Below are 17,405 nucleotides of genomic sequence, written 5' to 3'. Positions count from 1 at the left end.
CTCGTCGGCCCCTTGGCCATGGACTCGCACCCACACGACCTGGCCGAGCAGGTGGGAAGGGACCGAGTACTGCCCGGCTTCGAAGGACACCATCGGCGTCTTGGCCGGCACCGTGCGAGACAGACCGAACGCGACGGTGTGCGGCGCCACCGGGACCGGGTGCAGCCGGGCCGCCTCCTCGGCCAGCATCTCGACCGGGGCGCGGCGAGTGACCCGGTGAACGCGGGCGTTGACCTGCTCGCAGAACACCGCGCACGCGGCCTCCAAGTCCGCGAACGTCTCGTACTGCTCGAGCAGGTTGGTGTCCTTGGGCACCAGGTCGGCCTTGGCGATCTTCACGCTCGACTCCGACCCGCCCTTGGACGCCGGGTCACACGGCACGCAGGTATGCACCGTCAACCCATAATGCTTTGAAAACTCGACGATCTGGGTGTTACGCACCGGGACCCCGGCCACGTGCTCGGTCGTGACGGTCTTCTCGTTATCGGTCAACAGGTACGTCGGTGCGCCACCGATCCGACGCAGCGTCACATCCAACGCGGCCATCACCGACGGCGCGGTCTTGTCCCGGATCGCCAACACCACCCGAAACCTCGACCAGGCCAGCCACGCCACGAACAACGTGGTCTTGGCGCCCTGGATGACCGGGCCATCTCCGAAGTCGTACTGCAACCACATGCCCGGCTCGGTAACCCACGGGCGGTGCACCCGCACCCGACCGAGGCGATAGTTACGCTTGACCGCCGCGACCGCTCGGCGCGTGGACCGCTCGGACCCGGTGAACCCCAACGCGACCAACTTGTCGTGCGCGACATCCGCCCGCAGCCGACCACCCGAACGATCGATCCACTCCTCGACCTTGGGCAAGAACTCATCAATCAGACGCGGGCGAGCCGCGGGCCGATCGGACAGACTCCCGGCCTCCCGGGCAGCGACATACCTGCCCACGGTGTGATGCGAGACCCCGGCCAGCTCGCCAGCATCACGCAACGACCCGGTCAAATCAAACGCTTCTAGCATGTTCATGATCTCCTCGGCAGACTTCACGGTGTCCCTCCTGGGGGCGGTAGACGCTTCAGCACCGCCAACCGCATCCCAGGAGGGGCCTCAACCGCGGGACGCGGTCAGGCAAACGGACTCGTGTCGTGGGCAGATCTCATGACCACCAGCGGACAATTCCCATGTCCGCCACCGGGCAGCTACGTGGCCGTCTCCGGGCAGTTTCTCGTGGCCGCTGTCACACGGCGATCGGTACGAGCCTTCTGGGTTGCCTCCCCAGTGCGCAGGGATCACGTGGGGCACCGGCTGGCCCTCGAGGTGATCAACCGACATCCTGGTGACTGGACGATCACCTTCCAGCACGACAACAAGGCAGCGATGGCGTTCTGGCGACATGTCGCCGACGACGCGTTTGGGCGCGGTCGCTGGACAGAGCAGGAACGACCGGTCCCACACCGACCGAACGTTCCGCCCGACCACTGGATCGAAACCTGTCCTTTGCCGGGTTGAGCCGCAAGACGATCCTCACGCGGAGCGTGACCGTACACCGATCGCCTTGTGGCATGCTCCGCATGCCAGTGAGGATGTACGTGGTGGTGCTGGCGGGGGCTGACCCTTCCGCATGCTGACGCGATCTTGCTGTCTTTCGATCGATTCGTCGTGCCTGTCGGTGCCACCGTGATGCACACCAGCGGCCGGGGAACGTGACCTCATAGGAGCCTGCGCGAGAGGCGCCCATCACTGGCCTGTCCGTCCACCCGACCGCCGTGTGCCGACCTATCCGGTTTACGAGTAAAGGACGGCAATGACCACCATGACGAATCTGATACCCGTTGTCACGGGCGGGGTCGATACCCACGGACAGACCCATCACGCGGCCGTGCTCGATCACGTGGGCCGCGAGCTGGGCGACCGTCAGTTCCCGACCACCCCGAACGGCTACCGGGACCTGCTGGCCTGGCTGCGTTCTCGCGGCCAGGTCCGAGCGGGTCGGCATGGAGGGGACGGGCGCCTACGGTGCCGGTCTGAGTCGGCACCTGCGCGCTGCCGGCGTGACGGTCGTGGAGGTGGACCGGCCCGACCGCAAAGCCCGCCGGGCGAAGGGCAAGTCTGATCCGTTGGATGCCTACTGCGCGGCGCGCGCCGCACTGTCCGGCAGGTCTGTTGGCACGCCGAAGGCTCGCGACGGGCAGGTCGAGGCGATCCGGGCGCTGCGCGTGGCCCGCAGTAGCGCGGTCAAGGCACGCAGCCAGGCCACCAATCAGGTCAAGGCGTTGGTGGTCAGTGCGCCCGAGCAGCTGCGTGAGCAGCTACGCGCCCTGAGCACCACCAGGCTGATCGCGAGCTGCGCGCGGCTGCGCCCCAGCGGAGATACCGCTGATCCGGAGTACGCCACCAAGACCGCGCTACGCCGGCTGGCGCGGCGTCACCAGTTCCTGTCCGCCGAGATCCGTGACGCCGACACCGAGCTGCGCGCCCTGGTCACCGCGGCCGCGCCACGACTGATCGCGCTGCCCGGCGTCGGCACTGAGGTCGCCGGGCAGCTGTTGACCACGGTGGGTGACAACCCCGACCGGCTGCACTCCGAAGCAGGATTCGCGCACCTGTGCGGTGTCGCGCCCATCCCGGCCAGCAGCGGCCGAACCCGGCGACACCGGCTCAATCGCGGCGGTGACCGCGCCGCGAACAATGCCCTCTACGTCGTGGTCCTGAATCGCCTGCGCTACGACCAACGCACCAGGGCCTACGCCAACCGGCGTACCACCGAAGGCCTGTCCAAACCCGAAATCATCCGCTGCTTGAAACGCTACGTCGCCCGCGAGCTCTACCACGCCCTACAACCCGTTGGAGCACCGAATCACTTGGCCTCGGCCGCTTGACAATCCATAGGAGCATCGATCGGCATGCGGCGAGCCTGTGGGCTACTTCGCTGCCAGGCCACTCGCACGTATTGCCACTCCCGAGAGACGATGGTGATGACGCCCGTCCTCGCCGATGTCAAGGCCGATCCCTCGGCTGGCTTACGGGTCAGCCCTGACACCAACTCCGGAGGTCTACACGCGAGCCCCGTCCGGGAGTCGGGAGCCCGATCCGCAAAAATCAGATCTCCACAGTTTGCGGGGATCGCCAACTCCGCATGCTCCGGACCGGCGGAGGACTCGCCGACCCCGAGAACCTACCCCCACCACAGGTATGAAGCCCTCTTGAAACTTCCTCTGTGCTCATCTATGATCAGTGATCATGATCAGTGATCATAGCGAGCGAAGGACGCGCATGACGGCCACGAACTCGGATTTCGATCAGCTTGAGCCAATCTCTGCATCGTCTACTAAGCAAGCCGTGTACGACGCGTTGCGAGCTGCGATAGTGCAGCAGCTACCTGCCGGCACTAAGCTTCCACTTAGTGAGTTGGCCTCGCGCATGAATGTCAGCACGATGCCGGTCCGAAGCGCTCTGGTCCAGCTTCAGGCTGAGGGGCTGGTAACAAATCCGCCTCATCGACCTGCGGAGGTCAGCGCACTGTCAACCGCCGACCTATCGGACCTGTACTTGATCCGCGAGCCGTTGGAGGTGGCCGCCGGTCAGCATGCTTGCCCACGCCTAACTGATGCAACCATTCGCAAGATGGCCGACGTCCAGGCAGAGATGCACGCAATAGTTCAGGGGACCGCTCCAGAGATAGGACGTTACCTCGCCTTGGACTGGGAGTTACATGACCTCTGTTATTTCGCCGCTCAGCGTCCAAAGCTATTCAACGCGATTCGTATGTATCGCGCGCAGGCGGAGCGCTACTTCCGCTTATACCTATCGAACCCTTCGGAAGAACCCGTCGTACACACGGACCTGGTAAACCAGGATAACTTCGTGGAAGCGTGCGCTGCTCGGGACCCGGTTGCGCTTAGCACAGTCCTCCACTCAATGTTCGAGGACACTCGACATCGAGTAACTCAAGTCCTCCAGCGTAACGAGCGGGCCACAAGCAGTGGCGCTTCCTTGCCCTAGAGCTCCCGCGTGCACCATATCGCTAAGCGCACCCTTCCTAGATCTCAGGCAGGTGATCAGGCCGAATCATGGATTACACCTTCAGGGGCCGTGTACGCCGTCACTTGCCGTACGTGCTTGCGCAACCCCAACGGCGCCCTAATCCGGGAGGAGGGAAGACGCCTGGTTGATTCGATCACCTGAGCTCGACCCAGATTACTGGGGCCGTGTCACTGCGGATCAATCGAAGCATCAGTACACGCCTCGTATCGTGCGTATATGCGTCGATACCCATCTCATGGTTGTGCCAAGGCGGCTCCTACCTATCAGGGCAAGGTCGGTGGATGTTTACGACGTTCAGTGCATCGGCCCTGGACATGTGGTGCGACGCCCGTCACACCCCTAGCAAGGAGGTTTCAAAGTGCACGTTTACAAGCCGTCAATGATTGCATACACCGCAGCAATTGCGGTTACGGCCATGACAATCTCTGGCTGCGGTTCGAGTAAGCCTGCGAGCACCCCGCAAGCCACTTCCGCGAGTGGTGGCTCCAGCAGCTCTTCCTCAGTTGACTCTGCGGCCGCGAAGCTGGTACCAGCTTCGGTCAAGTCCAAGGGGACGATCACCATTGGGATGGACGCGAGCTACCCGCCGATGGAGTTCTTCAAGCCAGGGAGCAACACAATCGTCGGTATGGACGCCGACCTGGGCAAGGCACTCGGCAAGGTACTGAAACTCAAGGTAGTCGAGAAGAACGTTACGTTTGATTCGATCATCCCTGGCCTGCAGGATGGTAGGTACGATATGGGGATTTCGGGTTTCGGGGACACCAAGAAGCGTGAGCAGGTCGTCGACTTCGTCACGTACCTTAGTGCTGGCCAAAGCTTCTACACGAAGTCCGACAGCACGAAGAAGTTCAACGGGATCGGCTCGATTTGCGGCGCCAAGGTCGCTGTCGAGAACGGGACGACGGAGCAGGCTAACGCACTGGCCCAGTCGAAAAAGTGCACCGCGAGCGGGAAGCCAGCCGTCGCGGTACAACAGTTCGCCACGCAGACTGCTGCAAACCTCGCCGTGTCAAGTGGCCGCGCGGACGTCGGCTTCTCGGACTCACCTCCGGTCGACTATACCGTCCAACAGTCCAACGGCCAGTTCAAGGTGAGTGGCCCGAGCTTCGGAGCCGTCCCGTTCGGCATCGCGCTTCCCAAGGGGAACGGCATGGCCGCCGCCACCCAGGCCGCCATGAAAGATCTCATCGCCGATGGGACATACGCCAGCATCCTGAAGAAGTGGAACATGACCGACTCTGCGATCACTAACCCGGTGGTCAACGGAGCAATCAACTAGAACGGACTGATCCCATGACCCAACTGGGGCCAGCTCGCACCACGGCGCCCACCCCCTCTGCGATCCGTGCCGTGCCGGTCCGGCACCCTGGCCGATGGGTCGCCGCAGCAGTGTTGCTGGTGCTCATCGCGATGGCAGTGGATGCGGTTGTTTTCGCGCGCGTTAAGCGCGGCAACTCGCTGCAGACCCGCTTCGGCTGGCATGTAGTAAGCCAGTTCTTCTTATCCCATGAGGTCCTCCACGGGCTGATTGTCACACTTGAACTCACCGTGATCGCGATGGCGATCGGAATTGCCGGCGGAGTGCTGCTGGCCGTGATGCGACTGGCAATCAACCCGATCGTCCGATGGGTTGCATGGTCCTATATCTGGTTCTTCCGCGGCACGCCGGTTCTGGTGCAACTGCTTTTCTGGTTCAACCTGAGTTACGTCTTCCCACAGATCTCACTCGGTATCCCATTCGGTCCGAGCTGGATAAACCTCAACGCCAACTCGTTGATCACCCCATTTATCGCCGCCTTCGTCGGCCTCGGCCTCAACGAAGCCGCTTACATGTCCGAGATCGTACGGGCAGGGATCTTGTCCGTTGACGAGGGACAGACGGAGGCCGCGTCCGCGCTTGGCATGAACCGCATCCTGCTGATGCGTCGAGTCGTGCTTCCACAGGCGATGAGGGTGATCATCCCACCGACGGGCAACGAGACGATCTCCATGCTCAAGACCTCCTCGTTGGCCAGTGTCATCACGGTGACCGAGCTGCTCTACTCAGTCCAGCTCATCTACGCGAGCACCTATCAGATCGTGCCTATGCTGCTCGTTGCCAGCCTGTGGTATCTGATCGTCACGTCAGTGCTGTCCGTGGGCCAGTTCTACATCGAGCGCTACTTCGGCCGAGGATCCTCCCACGCCCAGCCGTTGACGCCGTTCCAGAAGTTCCGCAAGTCGATCGTGACAGTCCACCAGGCTATGCCACTGCCTGGGCCAAGGGATGCCGGTTCCCCCCTCGCCGGCCGAAAGGAACGGTGACGACGATGGTCGCACCTATGGTCTTGGCGGAAAGTGTCCGCAAGAGCTTCGGCATGGTCGAGGTGCTCAGGGGAATCGATTTAGAGGTGGCAGCAGGTGAGGTGATGGTGATTATCGGGCCATCGGGTTCAGGTAAGTCGACCTTCCTGCGTTGCATCAACCACCTGGAGAAAATCAACAGTGGTCGGCTATCAGTAGATGGTGAGTTGGTGGGCTACCGTGAGCATGGAGGCAAGATCTTCGAGCTGAAAGACCGTGAGGTCTGTCGCAAGCGTGCAGAGATCGGCATCGTGTTTCAGCATTTCAACCTATTCCCCCACATGACGGTTCTTGGAAATATCATCGAGGCACCAGTTCGGGTGAAAGGGCAAGAAAAGACCGAAGCGATCGCCAACGCGCGTCGTTTGCTGACTCAGGTGGGCCTCGCCGATCGAGAAACTGCGTACCCGGCTCAACTGTCCGGCGGGCAGAAGCAGCGGATCGCGATCGCTCGTGCGCTGGCGATGGAGCCGAAGCTGATGCTCTTCGACGAACCTACATCCGCTCTTGACCCAGAACTCGTGGGTGAAGTGCTCGATGTGATGAAACAGCTAGCCAAAGCCGGAATGACAATGGTTGTGGTGACCCATGAGATCGGCTTCGCACGCGAAGTCGGCGACAGCCTTGTCTTCATGGATGAGGGCATAATTGTCGAACGTGGTCACCCCAAGGAAATAATCAATAGCCCCAAGCACGAACGAACTCGGGCCTTTCTATCCAAGGTCCTCTAATCGCCGACCGCTCGATACCGGTGCAATCCGTTCAACCGTGATGTTTGGGATGACTTCACTTGAGGGATCGACTCACACATAGAAGAGATCAGAATGCTATGCAGCTGTGCTTGACGTCCACGACTAGGGGAGAGGGCTTGAACCGGTGTTCGACTCTCTAAAGAAGTAGATTTGCGGAGTTCCTAGATAGGAGTGCGAGGATTAATGGACAAGAATAACTTCGATGCCGATGTGGCGGTCGTTGGACTTGGCGCTATGGGTTGCATGTCGCTCTGGCGCCTATCCATCCGGGGAATATCGGCAATCGGCTTCGAGCAACACACTCCGGGCCACCCGCACGGATCGTCGCACGGAATGAGTCGACTGTACCGAACGGCATGCTTCGAGGGGGCCGATTATACGCAATTGGCGATCCTGTCAAAGCAGTTATGGCAGGAACTCGAGGGAGTATCGTCACGCGAGCTGTTAGAACTCACTGGAATGCTTACTATCGGCTCTGCTACAGCGGATGTAGTGTCTGGGACATTGAAGAGCGCGCAACAACTTACTCTTCCTCACGAGGTCCTGGACGCAGCGGAGATCCGGTCACGTTTTCCCCAACATCTAGTGTCGGACAGCGATATCGCGGTGTTTGACCCTGATGGCGGAGTTCTCTCCCCCGAGACGGCCTTGTCAGCGGCCCTCGAGCAGTCCGTGGAGAATGGTGCTCAAGTATTCACTCACGCGCACGTTGACGGCGTATCGACAACAGCTGATGGAGTGGTAATCAGGGTCGGGGCCGAAGAGTTTCGAGTACGGCATGCCATTATTTCAGCAGGTCCATGGATTCGCCAATTCTACCCAATCGACCAGGAGACAGTTAGAGTTACACGTCAAGTCATGACTTGGTTCCGCGCAAGAGAAAATAAGATAGAATCGTTCCTGCCATCTACCTTTCCTGCCTTTATTCGAGATACAGGTAATGGTTCGGGCGCATGGGGATGCGCTATGCATGGGGGCATGGACGTGAAAATCGGGAGAGAAGGCTTCGATGGGCCAGTCGTTGATCCAGATACAGTTGACAGAGTGATCCACACGGAGGACTTCGACATCGTCTGTAATTTTGCCAGAGACTACCTGCCTGATTTAGAACCTAGGCCCGTTGCTGCTCAAACCTGCTTGATGACTCTCACACCGGACAGCAACTTCATGATCGGACCCCACCCATCTGAGCCCAACATTACGATCCTGGGCGGGTTCAGCGGCCATGGATTCAAGCATGCGACCGGAGTTGGAGAAGTTGCGGCGGCGCTCGCCATAGGCGAGCCGATAGCAATACCACTAGCACGATTTGCTCCGAGCCGACTCATCCTGAATCCATCGCCCAAGTAGTAATGATGCGGATTGCGGTGATGTGAGCGGTCTTCGGCGTGTACCTGCGCGGAACGTGCCACGTACAGTGCGCCATCTCGTGCACGATGCGCCGGGTGGGTACCGCAGCTCGAATCGACTTCGAAGGGTCAGCCATATTGATCATTACTGATGCTTATCAAGAGGATCATGGACACGACTGGTCCTAATTCTTCAGGCGCGTGACGATGGAGAGGTAGAGACACCCAATGGTGATGACACAGATGAGGAGTCACAGATGTCCCAGACGACGAGTGCACTCGGTTATGCCGACGTGGTCGACCTCGACCGCTACCCGATCCACGACCTTGCCTCCGAGCGTGGACAGCAACTGATCGCCGAGTGCAAGGCGGAACTCGCGGAGTCCGGGGTCTGCAGCCTGGACGGGTTCATCAGTCCGGAGGCTGTCGCCGAGATGGTTCGGATCGCCGGGCAGCTGAAGGACAAGGCCTGGAGCTCGAACCGCACCCACACCATCTATTTCGAGCCTGTCGACGAGACCGTGCCGGCGACCCACCCGCGCGCCCACCAGGTGCGCTCGGCCAAGCACGGCATCGCCTACGACTACATCCCGTCGGACGCTCCGCTGCGCCGTCTTTATGAGTCGGACGACCTGACGGCGTTCATCGCCGCCGTACTCGAGAAGCCGGTGCTCTACCGCAGCGCAGATCCGCTGGACGCGCTGCAGATCACCACGTTCAACCCCGGAGACGAGCTGGGCTGGCACTTCGACCGCAGCGAGTTCTCGATGACCGTAATGTATCAGCCGGCCAATGAGGGCGGCGAGTTCCTCTACGTGCCGGGCCTGCGCTCCGAGGACGACGAGCACTACGACGAGGTGGAGAAGGTGCTGCAGGGCGACACCACCGGCCTGAAGGTGCTGCCCGGTGGTCCCGGAACGCTAGCGTTCTTCCGCGGCGAGCACGCTCTGCACCACGTGACACCGGTGAAGGGTGAGACCCCGCGGATCAACTCGGTGCTGACGTATGGCGAGCGGCCGGACATGCGGCTCAACGACCTCACCTCCGAGCTGTTCTACGGCCGCACCTCCAGCTGACCGAGCACCAATCTCGCGAGTCGAGGTCAAGAGATGCCGGCCGAGACAGGTCAGGGCGCCCCGAATGCCGAACCACAAACGGTGAAGCCGCAGGTCACGACGTGGTCTTGCCGCGGTAGGACGATGCGCGTCCCGCAGGACCCGTCCGCCTGGGCATCCCGGGACACGGGCGTCCTACGGGAAACACGGTGCGCTGAAGTTTCTACATTGCGAAACAGCCGAGGCGGCACAGGATCGCGAAATCGTCACCGCGCGTCGCGTCCATACTGGACCGCATCTCGACAGTGTGTGAGCAGTCCGTGCACGCCGGCCGCTAGGGTCGGCACATGACTGGGAACCCTCGTCGGTGTGTGTGCCCGGGGTCTTACGACCCCATCACGATGGGTCACGTGGACGTCATCACCCGTGCCAGTGCGCTGTATGACGAGGTGGTCGTCGCCGTGCTGGGCAACCCGGACAAGCGCGACACGTTCAGCCACGACGAGCGGGTCGAGCTGATCCGGCAGGCGACCAGCCACCTGACGGGCGTGCGGGCGGCGTCCTTCGGGGCACGTCTGATCGTCGACGTATGCCGTGAGGTCGACGCCGGCGTCATCCTCAAGGGGATCCGGGGAGAGGTCGACTACGGCTACGAGCTGCCGATGGCCCTCATGAACCGCGAGATGACGGGGGTCGAGACCGTCTTCCTGCCGGCGGACCCGGCCCTTTCGCACTACTCCAGCTCGTTGATCCGGCAGATTGCGGGCTACGGCGGGGACGTCGCCGCGATGGTGCCCGAAGCCGTGTTGCAGCCGCTCACCCAGCGCCTGCGGGAAGGCGGGTCGTGATTCGGGCGAGCGCCGTTTTGGGTCATGGCCCGATCTTCGGTAACCTTGGCACTCGGCCTTCGTTGTCGCGACCTGGCCGAGTCGAATCAACCTTTGGATGACCACCTACACCATGCAGCCTGACCCACGACGCCCGCTCGTCCTTGATACCAAGGAGCTCGGTCGCCGCCCCGGCCAGATGGTGGAGAGCTCTCGCAGTGCTCCGGCTCCGAAGGACTTCGGCACCGAGGTGATCGGCATACCGGAGGGCCAGCCACTCGAGCTGGACCTGCGGATGGAGTCGGTCATGGAGGGTGTCTTGGTATCCGGCTCGGTGACGGCCACGGCGACCGGTGCCTGCGTGCGGTGCCTGGAGCCCGTGCACGTCCGGCTGGACGTGCCGTTTCAGGAGCTGTTCGCCTACACCGACCGGGCGGCCCACCACCATCAGGTGGCGGCCGACGACAATGAAGACCTGTACGAGCTCGAGGACGACTACGCCGACCTCGAGCCCGTGCTGCGTGACGCGGTGGTGCCTGCACTACCGTTCAAGCCGGTGTGCCGGGACGACTGCCCGGGACTGTGCTCCGAATGTGGAGCGCATCTCGCGGACGACCCGGACCATCATCATGAAGTGATCGACCCACGGTGGTCGGCACTGGCCGAACTGGCCGGCACCGACCCCGATACCGACGAGAGAAGGAACTGACGTGGCTGTCCCGAAGCGGAAGATGTCGCGCTCCAACACCCGCTCGCGCCGTGCGAACTGGAAGGCAACCCCGGTTGCACTCCACACGTGCCCGCAGTGCAGCGCGCCGAAGCAGTCGCACATGGCCTGCCCGTCGTGCGGCACCTACAACGGTCGCCACTACGTGACCGCGGAGCGCACCGAGCACCAGGCCTGAGGCCAGCGCACCTGACGTGAGCGCCGCCAAGCGATCTGCTCGTCAGCCGGCTGATCAGCGGCCCGTCGCCGACCTCGCCACGATCCTCGCGGATCTGTCCGGGGCCGCCATCGACGAGCCGCAGCTTCGGCGTGCCCTGACACATCGGTCCTACGCCTACGAGAACGGCGGGATTCCGCACAACGAGCGCCAGGAGTTCCTCGGCGACGCGGTGCTCGGCGTGGTCGTCACCGACACGCTGTTTCGCGCCCATCCCGACCTGCCCGAAGGGCAGTTGGCGAAGTTTCGGGCCGCCGTCGTCAACTCGCGTGCCCTGGCGACCGTGGCCCGCGAGCTGGATCTGGGCAAGTTCGTGCTGCTCGGACACGGTGAGCTGACGACCGGAGGTCGCGACAAGGACTCGATCCTGGCCGACACGACGGAGGCAGTGATCGGGGCGGTCTACCTCTGTGGCGGCATCGAGGCGGCGGGCAGGTTTGTCCACCATCTGCTGGACCCGATGATGGAGCAGGCCGCCGAACTCGGCGCCGGCCTCGACTGGAAGACGTCGCTGCAGGAGATCGCGTCCGTCAGCGGACTCAGCGTCCCGGACTATCAGGTCACCGAGATCGGTCCGGACCACGACAAGGTCTTCACCGCCATCGCGGTCATCTCGGGCGAGGAGCTCGGGACCGGCGAGGGACGCAACAAGAAGGCGGCCGAGCAGCGAGCCGCCGAGACGGCCTGGCGCACGCTCAAGGTGCGAGCGGACGCGGCCGGCACACCGACGGGACGAAGCGACGAGTCGGGCACCCCGGAGGCCTCTGCCGGTGCCTGAGCTGCCCGAGGTCGAGGTGGTGCGCCGCGGCCTGCAGGGCCACGTGGTCGGTCATCGCCTCGACGAGGTCACGCTCAGCGGTATACGGGTCGCCCGGCGGCACCTCCCCGGCCCGCAGGATCTGACCGACCGGCTGCGCGGCACAACGGCCCTGTCCGCCCGCCGCCGCGGTAAGTATCTTTGGCTGGTGCTCTCATCCGATGAGGCGCTGGTCCTGCATCTCGGCATGAGCGGCCAACTGCTGGTCGAACCGAACGACGCGCCATTGGAGAAGCACTGCCACGCGGTCTTCGACCTCGGCGCGGATCCACTGTCGCAGGACCACGGCGTCCGACGGCAGCTGCGTTTTGTCGACCAGCGCACATTCGGCGGCCTGCAGCTGACCGATCTGGTGCCGGACCGGTTCGCGCCGGGCGAGGTGCCTGCTGTCGTGGCGCACATTGCGCCCGATCCGCTGGAGGCCGCGTTCGACCAGGCGGGGGTCGTGCGGGCGATGCGCAGACGGCATACCCAGATCAAGCGCGCACTGCTCGACCAGTCGCTCGTCTCGGGGATCGGCAACATCTATGCCGACGAGGCGCTCTGGCGCGCACGGGTGCACGGTGAGCGCGCCACCGACAAGCTGCCGTCCCGAACGCTCCGCGAGGTGCTGGACCACGCGCACGAGGTGATGGTGGAGGCGCTCGACCAGGGCGGCACCAGCTTCGACGCGCTCTACGTCAACGTCAACGGCGCGAGCGGGTATTTCGAGCGGTCGCTGAATGCGTATGGGCGACAGGGCCTTCCGTGCCGGCGTTGTGGCACGCTGATGCGGCGCGAGGCATTCATGAACCGGTCGTCCTTCAGCTGCCCGACGTGTCAGCGGCGACCCCGTCGGGCCAGTGGCGGGTGAAGAAGCCCGAGACGTGCCGGGTGATGTCGGCAGCAGTGGCGTTCAGGATGGGTGGTTGTCCGGCGGTGGGTGACTGGTGCTGGGTGACGTCGGTGCGTAGGTCGTCGACGGCGGTTCGCAGGAGAAGGTCCTCGATGATCCGATCCTCGCCGAGACTGATGGGAGCCAGATTCGGGATCAGACCCGTGCGTGGTGCCACGAAGGGCGTGGGCTCCACGGGTTTCCAGCGGTAGATGACGCTGGACAGGAGGCGGCCGTGGCAGATGCCCTTGCGGTCGGGGTCCAGGGTCGATGCCTCGTGCAGCGCGGAGGCCAGGAAGTGGTGGAGTGGGCCGACCCATAGGTGCCAGGTGCGATGGTGGTCGAGGGTCTCCTTGACGCGCACGATGCCCGGCCGGATGACGAAGGCCTGACGTTCTCGACGGATGCGCCTTTTGCGGTCGCGCCCGGTGTGGCTGACCAGCACGAGCAGGGGAGGCAGGTCCAGCTGGCGGAAGAGCACCGCTCCGAGCGGCCATTGCGCAGCCATCGACCCGGGAACCACTTCGTGCTGAAGGGGCGACTCCAGCCCGTAGGTCTCCCACTCGCGGGCGGTGACGGTGCCTAGGTCGACGACCTCGGTCGCTGCCATCTCCAGGGCTTGGTGAGCGGTCAGCATCGGTGCGCCCCCGAATCCTCGGCTCGGAGCGGGAGGCTACCGCACCCTCCTGCGCGGTGGCCGAGTGCGAATCGCCCGTGCTGCGCAACTGAGTCGCCGATGTCGCAGCCGGCCAGTAGCCTCGTCCGCGTGACGAAACTCGAACCACAGAACCTGCCCGATGCCGCTGCGACCCTCGCGTGGATCGCCACCCGATGCGACGGCGAGCTGGAGCGCGCCCGTGACCTCGTGGCCGGCTTCAAGGCTCAGCGACCCACCGATTCGCTGGAGGCCCTGCACGCCTGGAACGACATCGAGGTCGCGCTGGGCAATGCCGCTGCTGCCGCATCGGTGTATGCCGAGACCAACCCCGACGGCGCGGTCCGTGACGCCGCTGACCAGGCGATGCAGCGCATCGACGCGTTCAGCACTGACCTGGGCCTCGACCGCGACATCTACGAGGTCGTCACCGCCGTCGACGGCACCGGCCTGGACCCGGACTCGAGCCGGCTGCTGGAGCGCATTCTGCGGGACTTCCACCGCTCGGGCGTGGACCGGGACGAGCAAACCCGCGAGCGCCTGCGCGACCTGGCGCAGGCGGAGCTGCTGGCCAGCCAGGAGTTCGCCAAGTTCATCCGCGAGGGCGCGCGATCCATCCGGGTGCGGCGCGAGGACCTGGCCGGTATGCCGGATGACTGGATGAGCGCGCACGAGCCCGATCAGGGCGGACTGGTCACCGTGACGACCGACTATCCGGACTCGATACCACTGATGACCTACTGCTCGGTGGCGTCCACCCGTCGCGCGATGACCCACGAGCGGCTCAACATCGCCTGGCCACAGGGCGACGAGGTCCTCCAGCGGTTGCTCGGGCTGCGCGCCGAGCACGCCTCGCTGCTCGGATACGACAGCTGGGCCGACTATGACGCCGAGGTCAAGATGATCGGTGACGGCGGCGCCATCGCTGAGTTCATCGACCAGATCAGTGCCGCGGCGGCCGGCAGCGCGCAACGGGACAAGGCCGTCCTGGTGGCGCGACGACGGCAGGATGTGCCGGAGGCCACCGACATCGACGCGGCCGACCTGACCTACTACTCGGAGGTGGTGCGCAAGGAGGACTACGCCGTCGACGCGCAGCTGACGCGGACGTTCTTCGCCTTCGAGAAGGTCCGCCAGGGGCTGCTCGAGGTGACGGGCCGGCTCTTCGGGCTGACCTGGCGGCGTGTCGACGATGCGACGCTCTGGCATGGCGACGTCACGGCGTACGACGTCCTGCAGGGCGATGAGCGCATCGGCCGGATCTACCTCGACCTGCACCCGCGTGAGGGGAAGTACAAGCACGCGGCGCAGTTCGTCCTGGCCTCAGGGGTGCGCGGCCGACAGCTGCCCGAGGGCGTGCTGGTGTGCAACTTCAGCAAGGGGCTGATGGAGCACGGCGAGGTCGTGACCCTCTTCCACGAGTTCGGTCACCTGATCCACCACGTGGTAGGCGGTGACCAGCAGTGGGTGCGCTTCTCGGGGGTGGCCACCGAGTGGGACTTCGTCGAGGCGCCGAGCCAGATGCTGGAGGAGTGGGCCTGGGATGCCGACATCCTGGCCACCTTTGCGAGCGATGCGGACGGCCACACGATTCCGCCCGATCTGGTGGATCGGATGCGCAAGGCGGACGACTTCGGCAAGGGGTTCCATGCCCGCACCCAGATGTTCTACGCGGCGCTGTCGCTCGGCATCCACCGATCCAAGCCCGACGACCTGACACAGGCGGTGCGGGAGACCCAGCAGAAGTACTCGGTATTCCCCTACATCGAGGACACCCACTTCCAGTGTGCGTTCGGGCACCTGGACGGATACAGCTCGGGCTACTACACCTACATGTGGTCGCTGGTCATCGCCAAGGACATGTTCAGCGCGTTCGACCACGCCAACCTGTTCGACCCGGAGGTGGCCAGCCGATATCGCGACAAGGTCCTCGCGCCAGGCGGATCCGACGATGCAGCCGACCTTGTCGCCGACTTCCTCGGCCGGCCCTACACCTTCGACGCCTATGCGGCTTGGCTGGCCGAATAGCTCCTCGCGGGCCGGGCGACGGGAACCCATCGGGGGTGACGAGCTCCCGCCGCAGCCCGAGAGCTGGCATCAGCCTGGCCCCGAGGCGGCCATGGCTGGTATCCGACCCGTGTGCGCCCGCGACTCGGTGAGAGCATCAGCACGCAGGCAAACATCGCTGCGAGGGTGACGAGTCCGACGAGTGCCTTGAGGAGGGTGCGAGCCAGGACGAGATCGTCGCGACGATCTGTTCCGTCGCCGCGGGGCAGCTCGTATTCGGGCCGGGCGTCGTCGCGCAGGTCCTGGACTTCTTCCCGGCGGACTCGGCCCGCGGACCGGTGCTGTTCCCGCAGCTGACCGACCGCGAGCGAGACATCCTGGAGCACGTGGCGTCGGGGGAGCGGACGAGAACGATCGCGGCGGCACTCCACCTGTCGCCGAAGACCGTGAGCAATTATCTGACGAGCACTTTCACCAAGCTTGAGGTGGCCGGGCGGTCCGAGGTCGGTCGCACCTCGATGCGTGAACGGACCGCGGAACTGGGCGGGACGTTCGAGGTCGACCCCACACCCGGTGGTTGTGTGGGGTCGACGTGTTGCTGCCACTGGCCTGAGCAGCGACGGCTCGGCGCTGCGAGCGTCAGGAGCCGTCGCTGCCGCGGTCGGAGGGTGACGACCCCGGCAGGGTGAGACTCGGTTCGCTCGGGGTGGACAGAGTCAGCACGATGTCCTCGATGGCGTCGTGCTGCTCGATCTCGGACTCGAGCCGGCGCAATCGGACCGCGAGGTGTGATTCGTCGTCGTTGCCGACCAGGTCGACGGCGGCGACGACGAAATATTTCATCGGCCCGACGAACTCGAGGTGCAGATAGGTGATGCGCTCGATCTCCGGGTGCTCCAGCAGGGAGGCCAGGGTCTTCGCCCGCAGGGTCGGTGAGGCCGACTGGCCGACGAGGAACTCACGGTTGCGGTTGATCAGGAAGATCGCGACGACCGCGAGCAGCAGGCCGACGGCGATGGAACCCAGCGCATCCCAGACCGCGGCCCCGGTGATCTCATGCAGGGCCACAGCGATTGCGGCGAGGATGAGCCCGATCAGGGCCGCGAAGTCCTCGAGGAATACCGCGCGCAGCGTGGTGTTGGAGGTCTGGCTGATGAAGGTCAGCGGGTGCAGCTCGAAGCGCGCCGCGCCCCCGCGTGCCTGCTTCAGAGCCTGCCGGAACGACGTGCCCTCAAGGACGAACGCGACCGCCAGGACGGCGTAGTTCAGCAGGTAGTCGGGGGACTCTTCGGTCGCACCGATCTGCTGGACACCGTGCAGCACCGACACCACGGCTCCGGCGGTGAACAACCCGACCGCGGCAAACATGGACCAGACATAGGTCTCGCGGCCGTAGCCGCGCGGGTGGTTCTGGTCGCGTGGTTTGGCCCCACGCTTCTCGGCGATCAGCAGGAAGATCTCGTTGCCGGTGTCTGCCCAGGAGTGGGCGGCCTCCGCGACCATGGATGCCGAACCGGTCAACAGCGCCGCCACCGTCTTCGCGATGGCGATCAGGGCATTCGCGACGAACGCGATGATGACCGTGAGGGTGCTCTCGCCCTCGGAGACTTCGGTCGGGGGTGTGGAGTCGGGGTCGCTCGTCTCGGTCACGGGCTCCACCCTACGGTCGCGGGCACCTCGTGACGGGCTCCCTCGGACTCTTGCACCTCTCGTTGGTATGCCGCGTGGTCGGAGC

General features: G+C 64.2%; 16 protein-coding genes and 1 pseudogene. 14 read left to right on the top strand and 3 right to left on the bottom strand.

What is annotated here, in order from left to right; all coding sequences use genetic code 11:
- A partial coding sequence (gene istA, locus FGL98_RS22605) for an IS21 family transposase (RefSeq protein ID WP_146320764.1) occupies positions 1 to 1,047 on the bottom strand: 1,047 nt, incomplete at its 3' end.
- A gap of 757 nt (positions 1,048 to 1,804) precedes the next feature.
- On the opposite strand from istA, the pseudogene FGL98_RS22600 reads away from it, so the two are divergent.
- The 12 genes and pseudogenes from FGL98_RS22600 to mutM all read left to right on the top strand — a co-directional run bounded on the left by FGL98_RS22600 (position 1,805) and on the right by mutM (position 12,987).
- Positions 1,805 to 2,879, top strand: a pseudogene (locus FGL98_RS22600) (IS110 family RNA-guided transposase).
- 361 nt (positions 2,880 to 3,240) lie between these two features.
- Positions 3,241 to 4,002 (top strand): GntR family transcriptional regulator, encoded by a 762-nt coding sequence (locus FGL98_RS27285; RefSeq protein ID WP_146320762.1) that lies wholly within the window; start codon positions 3,241 to 3,243, stop codon positions 4,000 to 4,002.
- 400 nt (positions 4,003 to 4,402) lie between these two features.
- Positions 4,403 to 5,326: an ABC transporter substrate-binding protein gene (locus FGL98_RS22590; protein ID WP_222432351.1), complete on the top strand. Its 924-nt coding sequence runs from the start codon at positions 4,403 to 4,405 to the stop codon at positions 5,324 to 5,326.
- Between the two features lie 110 nt (positions 5,327 to 5,436).
- Complete coding sequence (locus tag FGL98_RS22585; RefSeq protein ID WP_246136705.1) at positions 5,437 to 6,351, top strand: amino acid ABC transporter permease; 915 nt, start codon at positions 5,437 to 5,439, stop codon at positions 6,349 to 6,351.
- 5 nt (positions 6,352 to 6,356) lie between these two features.
- On the top strand, positions 6,357 to 7,121 hold the full coding sequence (locus tag FGL98_RS22580) for an amino acid ABC transporter ATP-binding protein (protein ID WP_281289203.1): 765 nt from the start codon (positions 6,357 to 6,359) through the stop codon (positions 7,119 to 7,121).
- A gap of 204 nt (positions 7,122 to 7,325) precedes the next feature.
- Positions 7,326 to 8,492 (top strand): N-methyl-L-tryptophan oxidase, encoded by a 1,167-nt coding sequence (gene solA / locus FGL98_RS22575; RefSeq protein WP_146320758.1) that lies wholly within the window; start codon positions 7,326 to 7,328, stop codon positions 8,490 to 8,492.
- Between the two features lie 256 nt (positions 8,493 to 8,748).
- Positions 8,749 to 9,567, top strand: a complete 819-nt coding sequence (locus tag FGL98_RS22570; protein ID WP_146320756.1) for a HalD/BesD family halogenase — start codon at positions 8,749 to 8,751, stop codon at positions 9,565 to 9,567.
- 326 nt (positions 9,568 to 9,893) lie between these two features.
- Positions 9,894 to 10,394 (top strand): pantetheine-phosphate adenylyltransferase, encoded by a 501-nt coding sequence (gene coaD, locus FGL98_RS22565; RefSeq protein WP_146320754.1) that lies wholly within the window; start codon positions 9,894 to 9,896, stop codon positions 10,392 to 10,394.
- 97 nt (positions 10,395 to 10,491) lie between these two features.
- Positions 10,492 to 11,082 carry a YceD family protein gene (locus FGL98_RS22560; RefSeq protein ID WP_246136704.1) on the top strand — a complete coding sequence of 197 codons (591 nt, stop codon included), beginning with the start codon at positions 10,492 to 10,494 and terminating at the stop codon, positions 11,080 to 11,082.
- A gap of 1 nt (position 11,083) precedes the next feature.
- Positions 11,084 to 11,278, top strand: a complete 195-nt coding sequence (gene rpmF, locus FGL98_RS22555) for a 50S ribosomal protein L32 (protein ID WP_146320752.1) — start codon at positions 11,084 to 11,086, stop codon at positions 11,276 to 11,278.
- Positions 11,279 to 11,294: 16 nt separating this feature from the next.
- Positions 11,295 to 12,095, top strand: a complete 801-nt coding sequence (gene rnc / locus FGL98_RS22550) for a ribonuclease III (RefSeq protein WP_146320750.1) — start codon at positions 11,295 to 11,297, stop codon at positions 12,093 to 12,095.
- Positions 12,088 to 12,987 carry a bifunctional DNA-formamidopyrimidine glycosylase/DNA-(apurinic or apyrimidinic site) lyase gene (mutM, locus tag FGL98_RS22545; protein ID WP_146320748.1) on the top strand — a complete coding sequence of 300 codons (900 nt, stop codon included), beginning with the start codon at positions 12,088 to 12,090 and terminating at the stop codon, positions 12,985 to 12,987. The genes rnc and mutM overlap by 8 nt, the downstream gene beginning before the upstream one ends.
- On the opposite strand, the gene FGL98_RS22540 is transcribed toward mutM, so the two are convergent.
- Positions 12,938 to 13,645, bottom strand: coding sequence for a hypothetical protein (locus FGL98_RS22540; RefSeq protein WP_146320746.1), 708 nt, complete (start codon positions 13,643 to 13,645; stop codon positions 12,938 to 12,940). The genes mutM and FGL98_RS22540 overlap by 50 nt on opposite strands.
- Before the next feature lie 129 nt (positions 13,646 to 13,774).
- Between FGL98_RS22540 and FGL98_RS22535 the strand changes: the two genes are divergently transcribed.
- Both FGL98_RS22535 and FGL98_RS27280 read left to right on the top strand, forming a co-directional pair.
- A complete protein-coding gene (locus FGL98_RS22535) occupies positions 13,775 to 15,691 on the top strand; it encodes a M3 family metallopeptidase (protein ID WP_246136703.1) in 1,917 nt (638 codons plus the stop codon).
- Between the two features lie 317 nt (positions 15,692 to 16,008).
- Complete coding sequence (locus FGL98_RS27280; protein ID WP_186526330.1) at positions 16,009 to 16,359, top strand: response regulator transcription factor; 351 nt, start codon at positions 16,009 to 16,011, stop codon at positions 16,357 to 16,359.
- Here the strand turns inward: FGL98_RS27280 and FGL98_RS22525 are convergent.
- On the bottom strand, positions 16,310 to 17,320 hold the full coding sequence (locus FGL98_RS22525) for a cation diffusion facilitator family transporter (RefSeq protein ID WP_222432350.1): 1,011 nt from the start codon (positions 17,318 to 17,320) through the stop codon (positions 16,310 to 16,312). The two genes, FGL98_RS27280 and FGL98_RS22525, sit on opposite strands and share 50 nt — an antisense overlap.
- Positions 17,321 to 17,405 lie beyond the last annotated feature (85 nt).

Origin of the sequence: Leekyejoonella antrihumi, assembly GCF_007845645.1 — a bacterium.
Classification (GTDB): Bacteria; Actinomycetota; Actinomycetes; order Actinomycetales; family Dermatophilaceae; genus Leekyejoonella; species Leekyejoonella antrihumi.
Note: the sequence above shows the minus strand (reverse complement) of the source record. Positions and strands in the feature narration are given on the sequence as shown.

Bases quoted from the DNA above. Each gene is read 5' to 3' on its own strand.
- FGL98_RS27285 (WP_146320762.1), top strand. From the start codon at position 3,241: ATGATCAGTGATCATAGCGAGCGAAGGACGCGCATGACGGCCACGAAC.
- FGL98_RS22580 (WP_281289203.1), top strand. From the start codon at position 6,357: ATGGTCGCACCTATGGTCTTGGCGGAAAGTGTCCGCAAGAGCTTCGGC.
- solA (WP_146320758.1), top strand. From the start codon at position 7,326: ATGGACAAGAATAACTTCGATGCCGATGTGGCGGTCGTTGGACTTGGC.
- FGL98_RS22570 (WP_146320756.1), top strand. From the start codon at position 8,749: ATGTCCCAGACGACGAGTGCACTCGGTTATGCCGACGTGGTCGACCTC.
- coaD (WP_146320754.1), top strand. From the start codon at position 9,894: ATGACTGGGAACCCTCGTCGGTGTGTGTGCCCGGGGTCTTACGACCCC.
- FGL98_RS22560 (WP_246136704.1), top strand. From the start codon at position 10,492: ATGACCACCTACACCATGCAGCCTGACCCACGACGCCCGCTCGTCCTT.
- FGL98_RS22540 (WP_146320746.1), bottom strand. From the start codon at position 13,645: ATGCTGACCGCTCACCAAGCCCTGGAGATGGCAGCGACCGAGGTCGTC.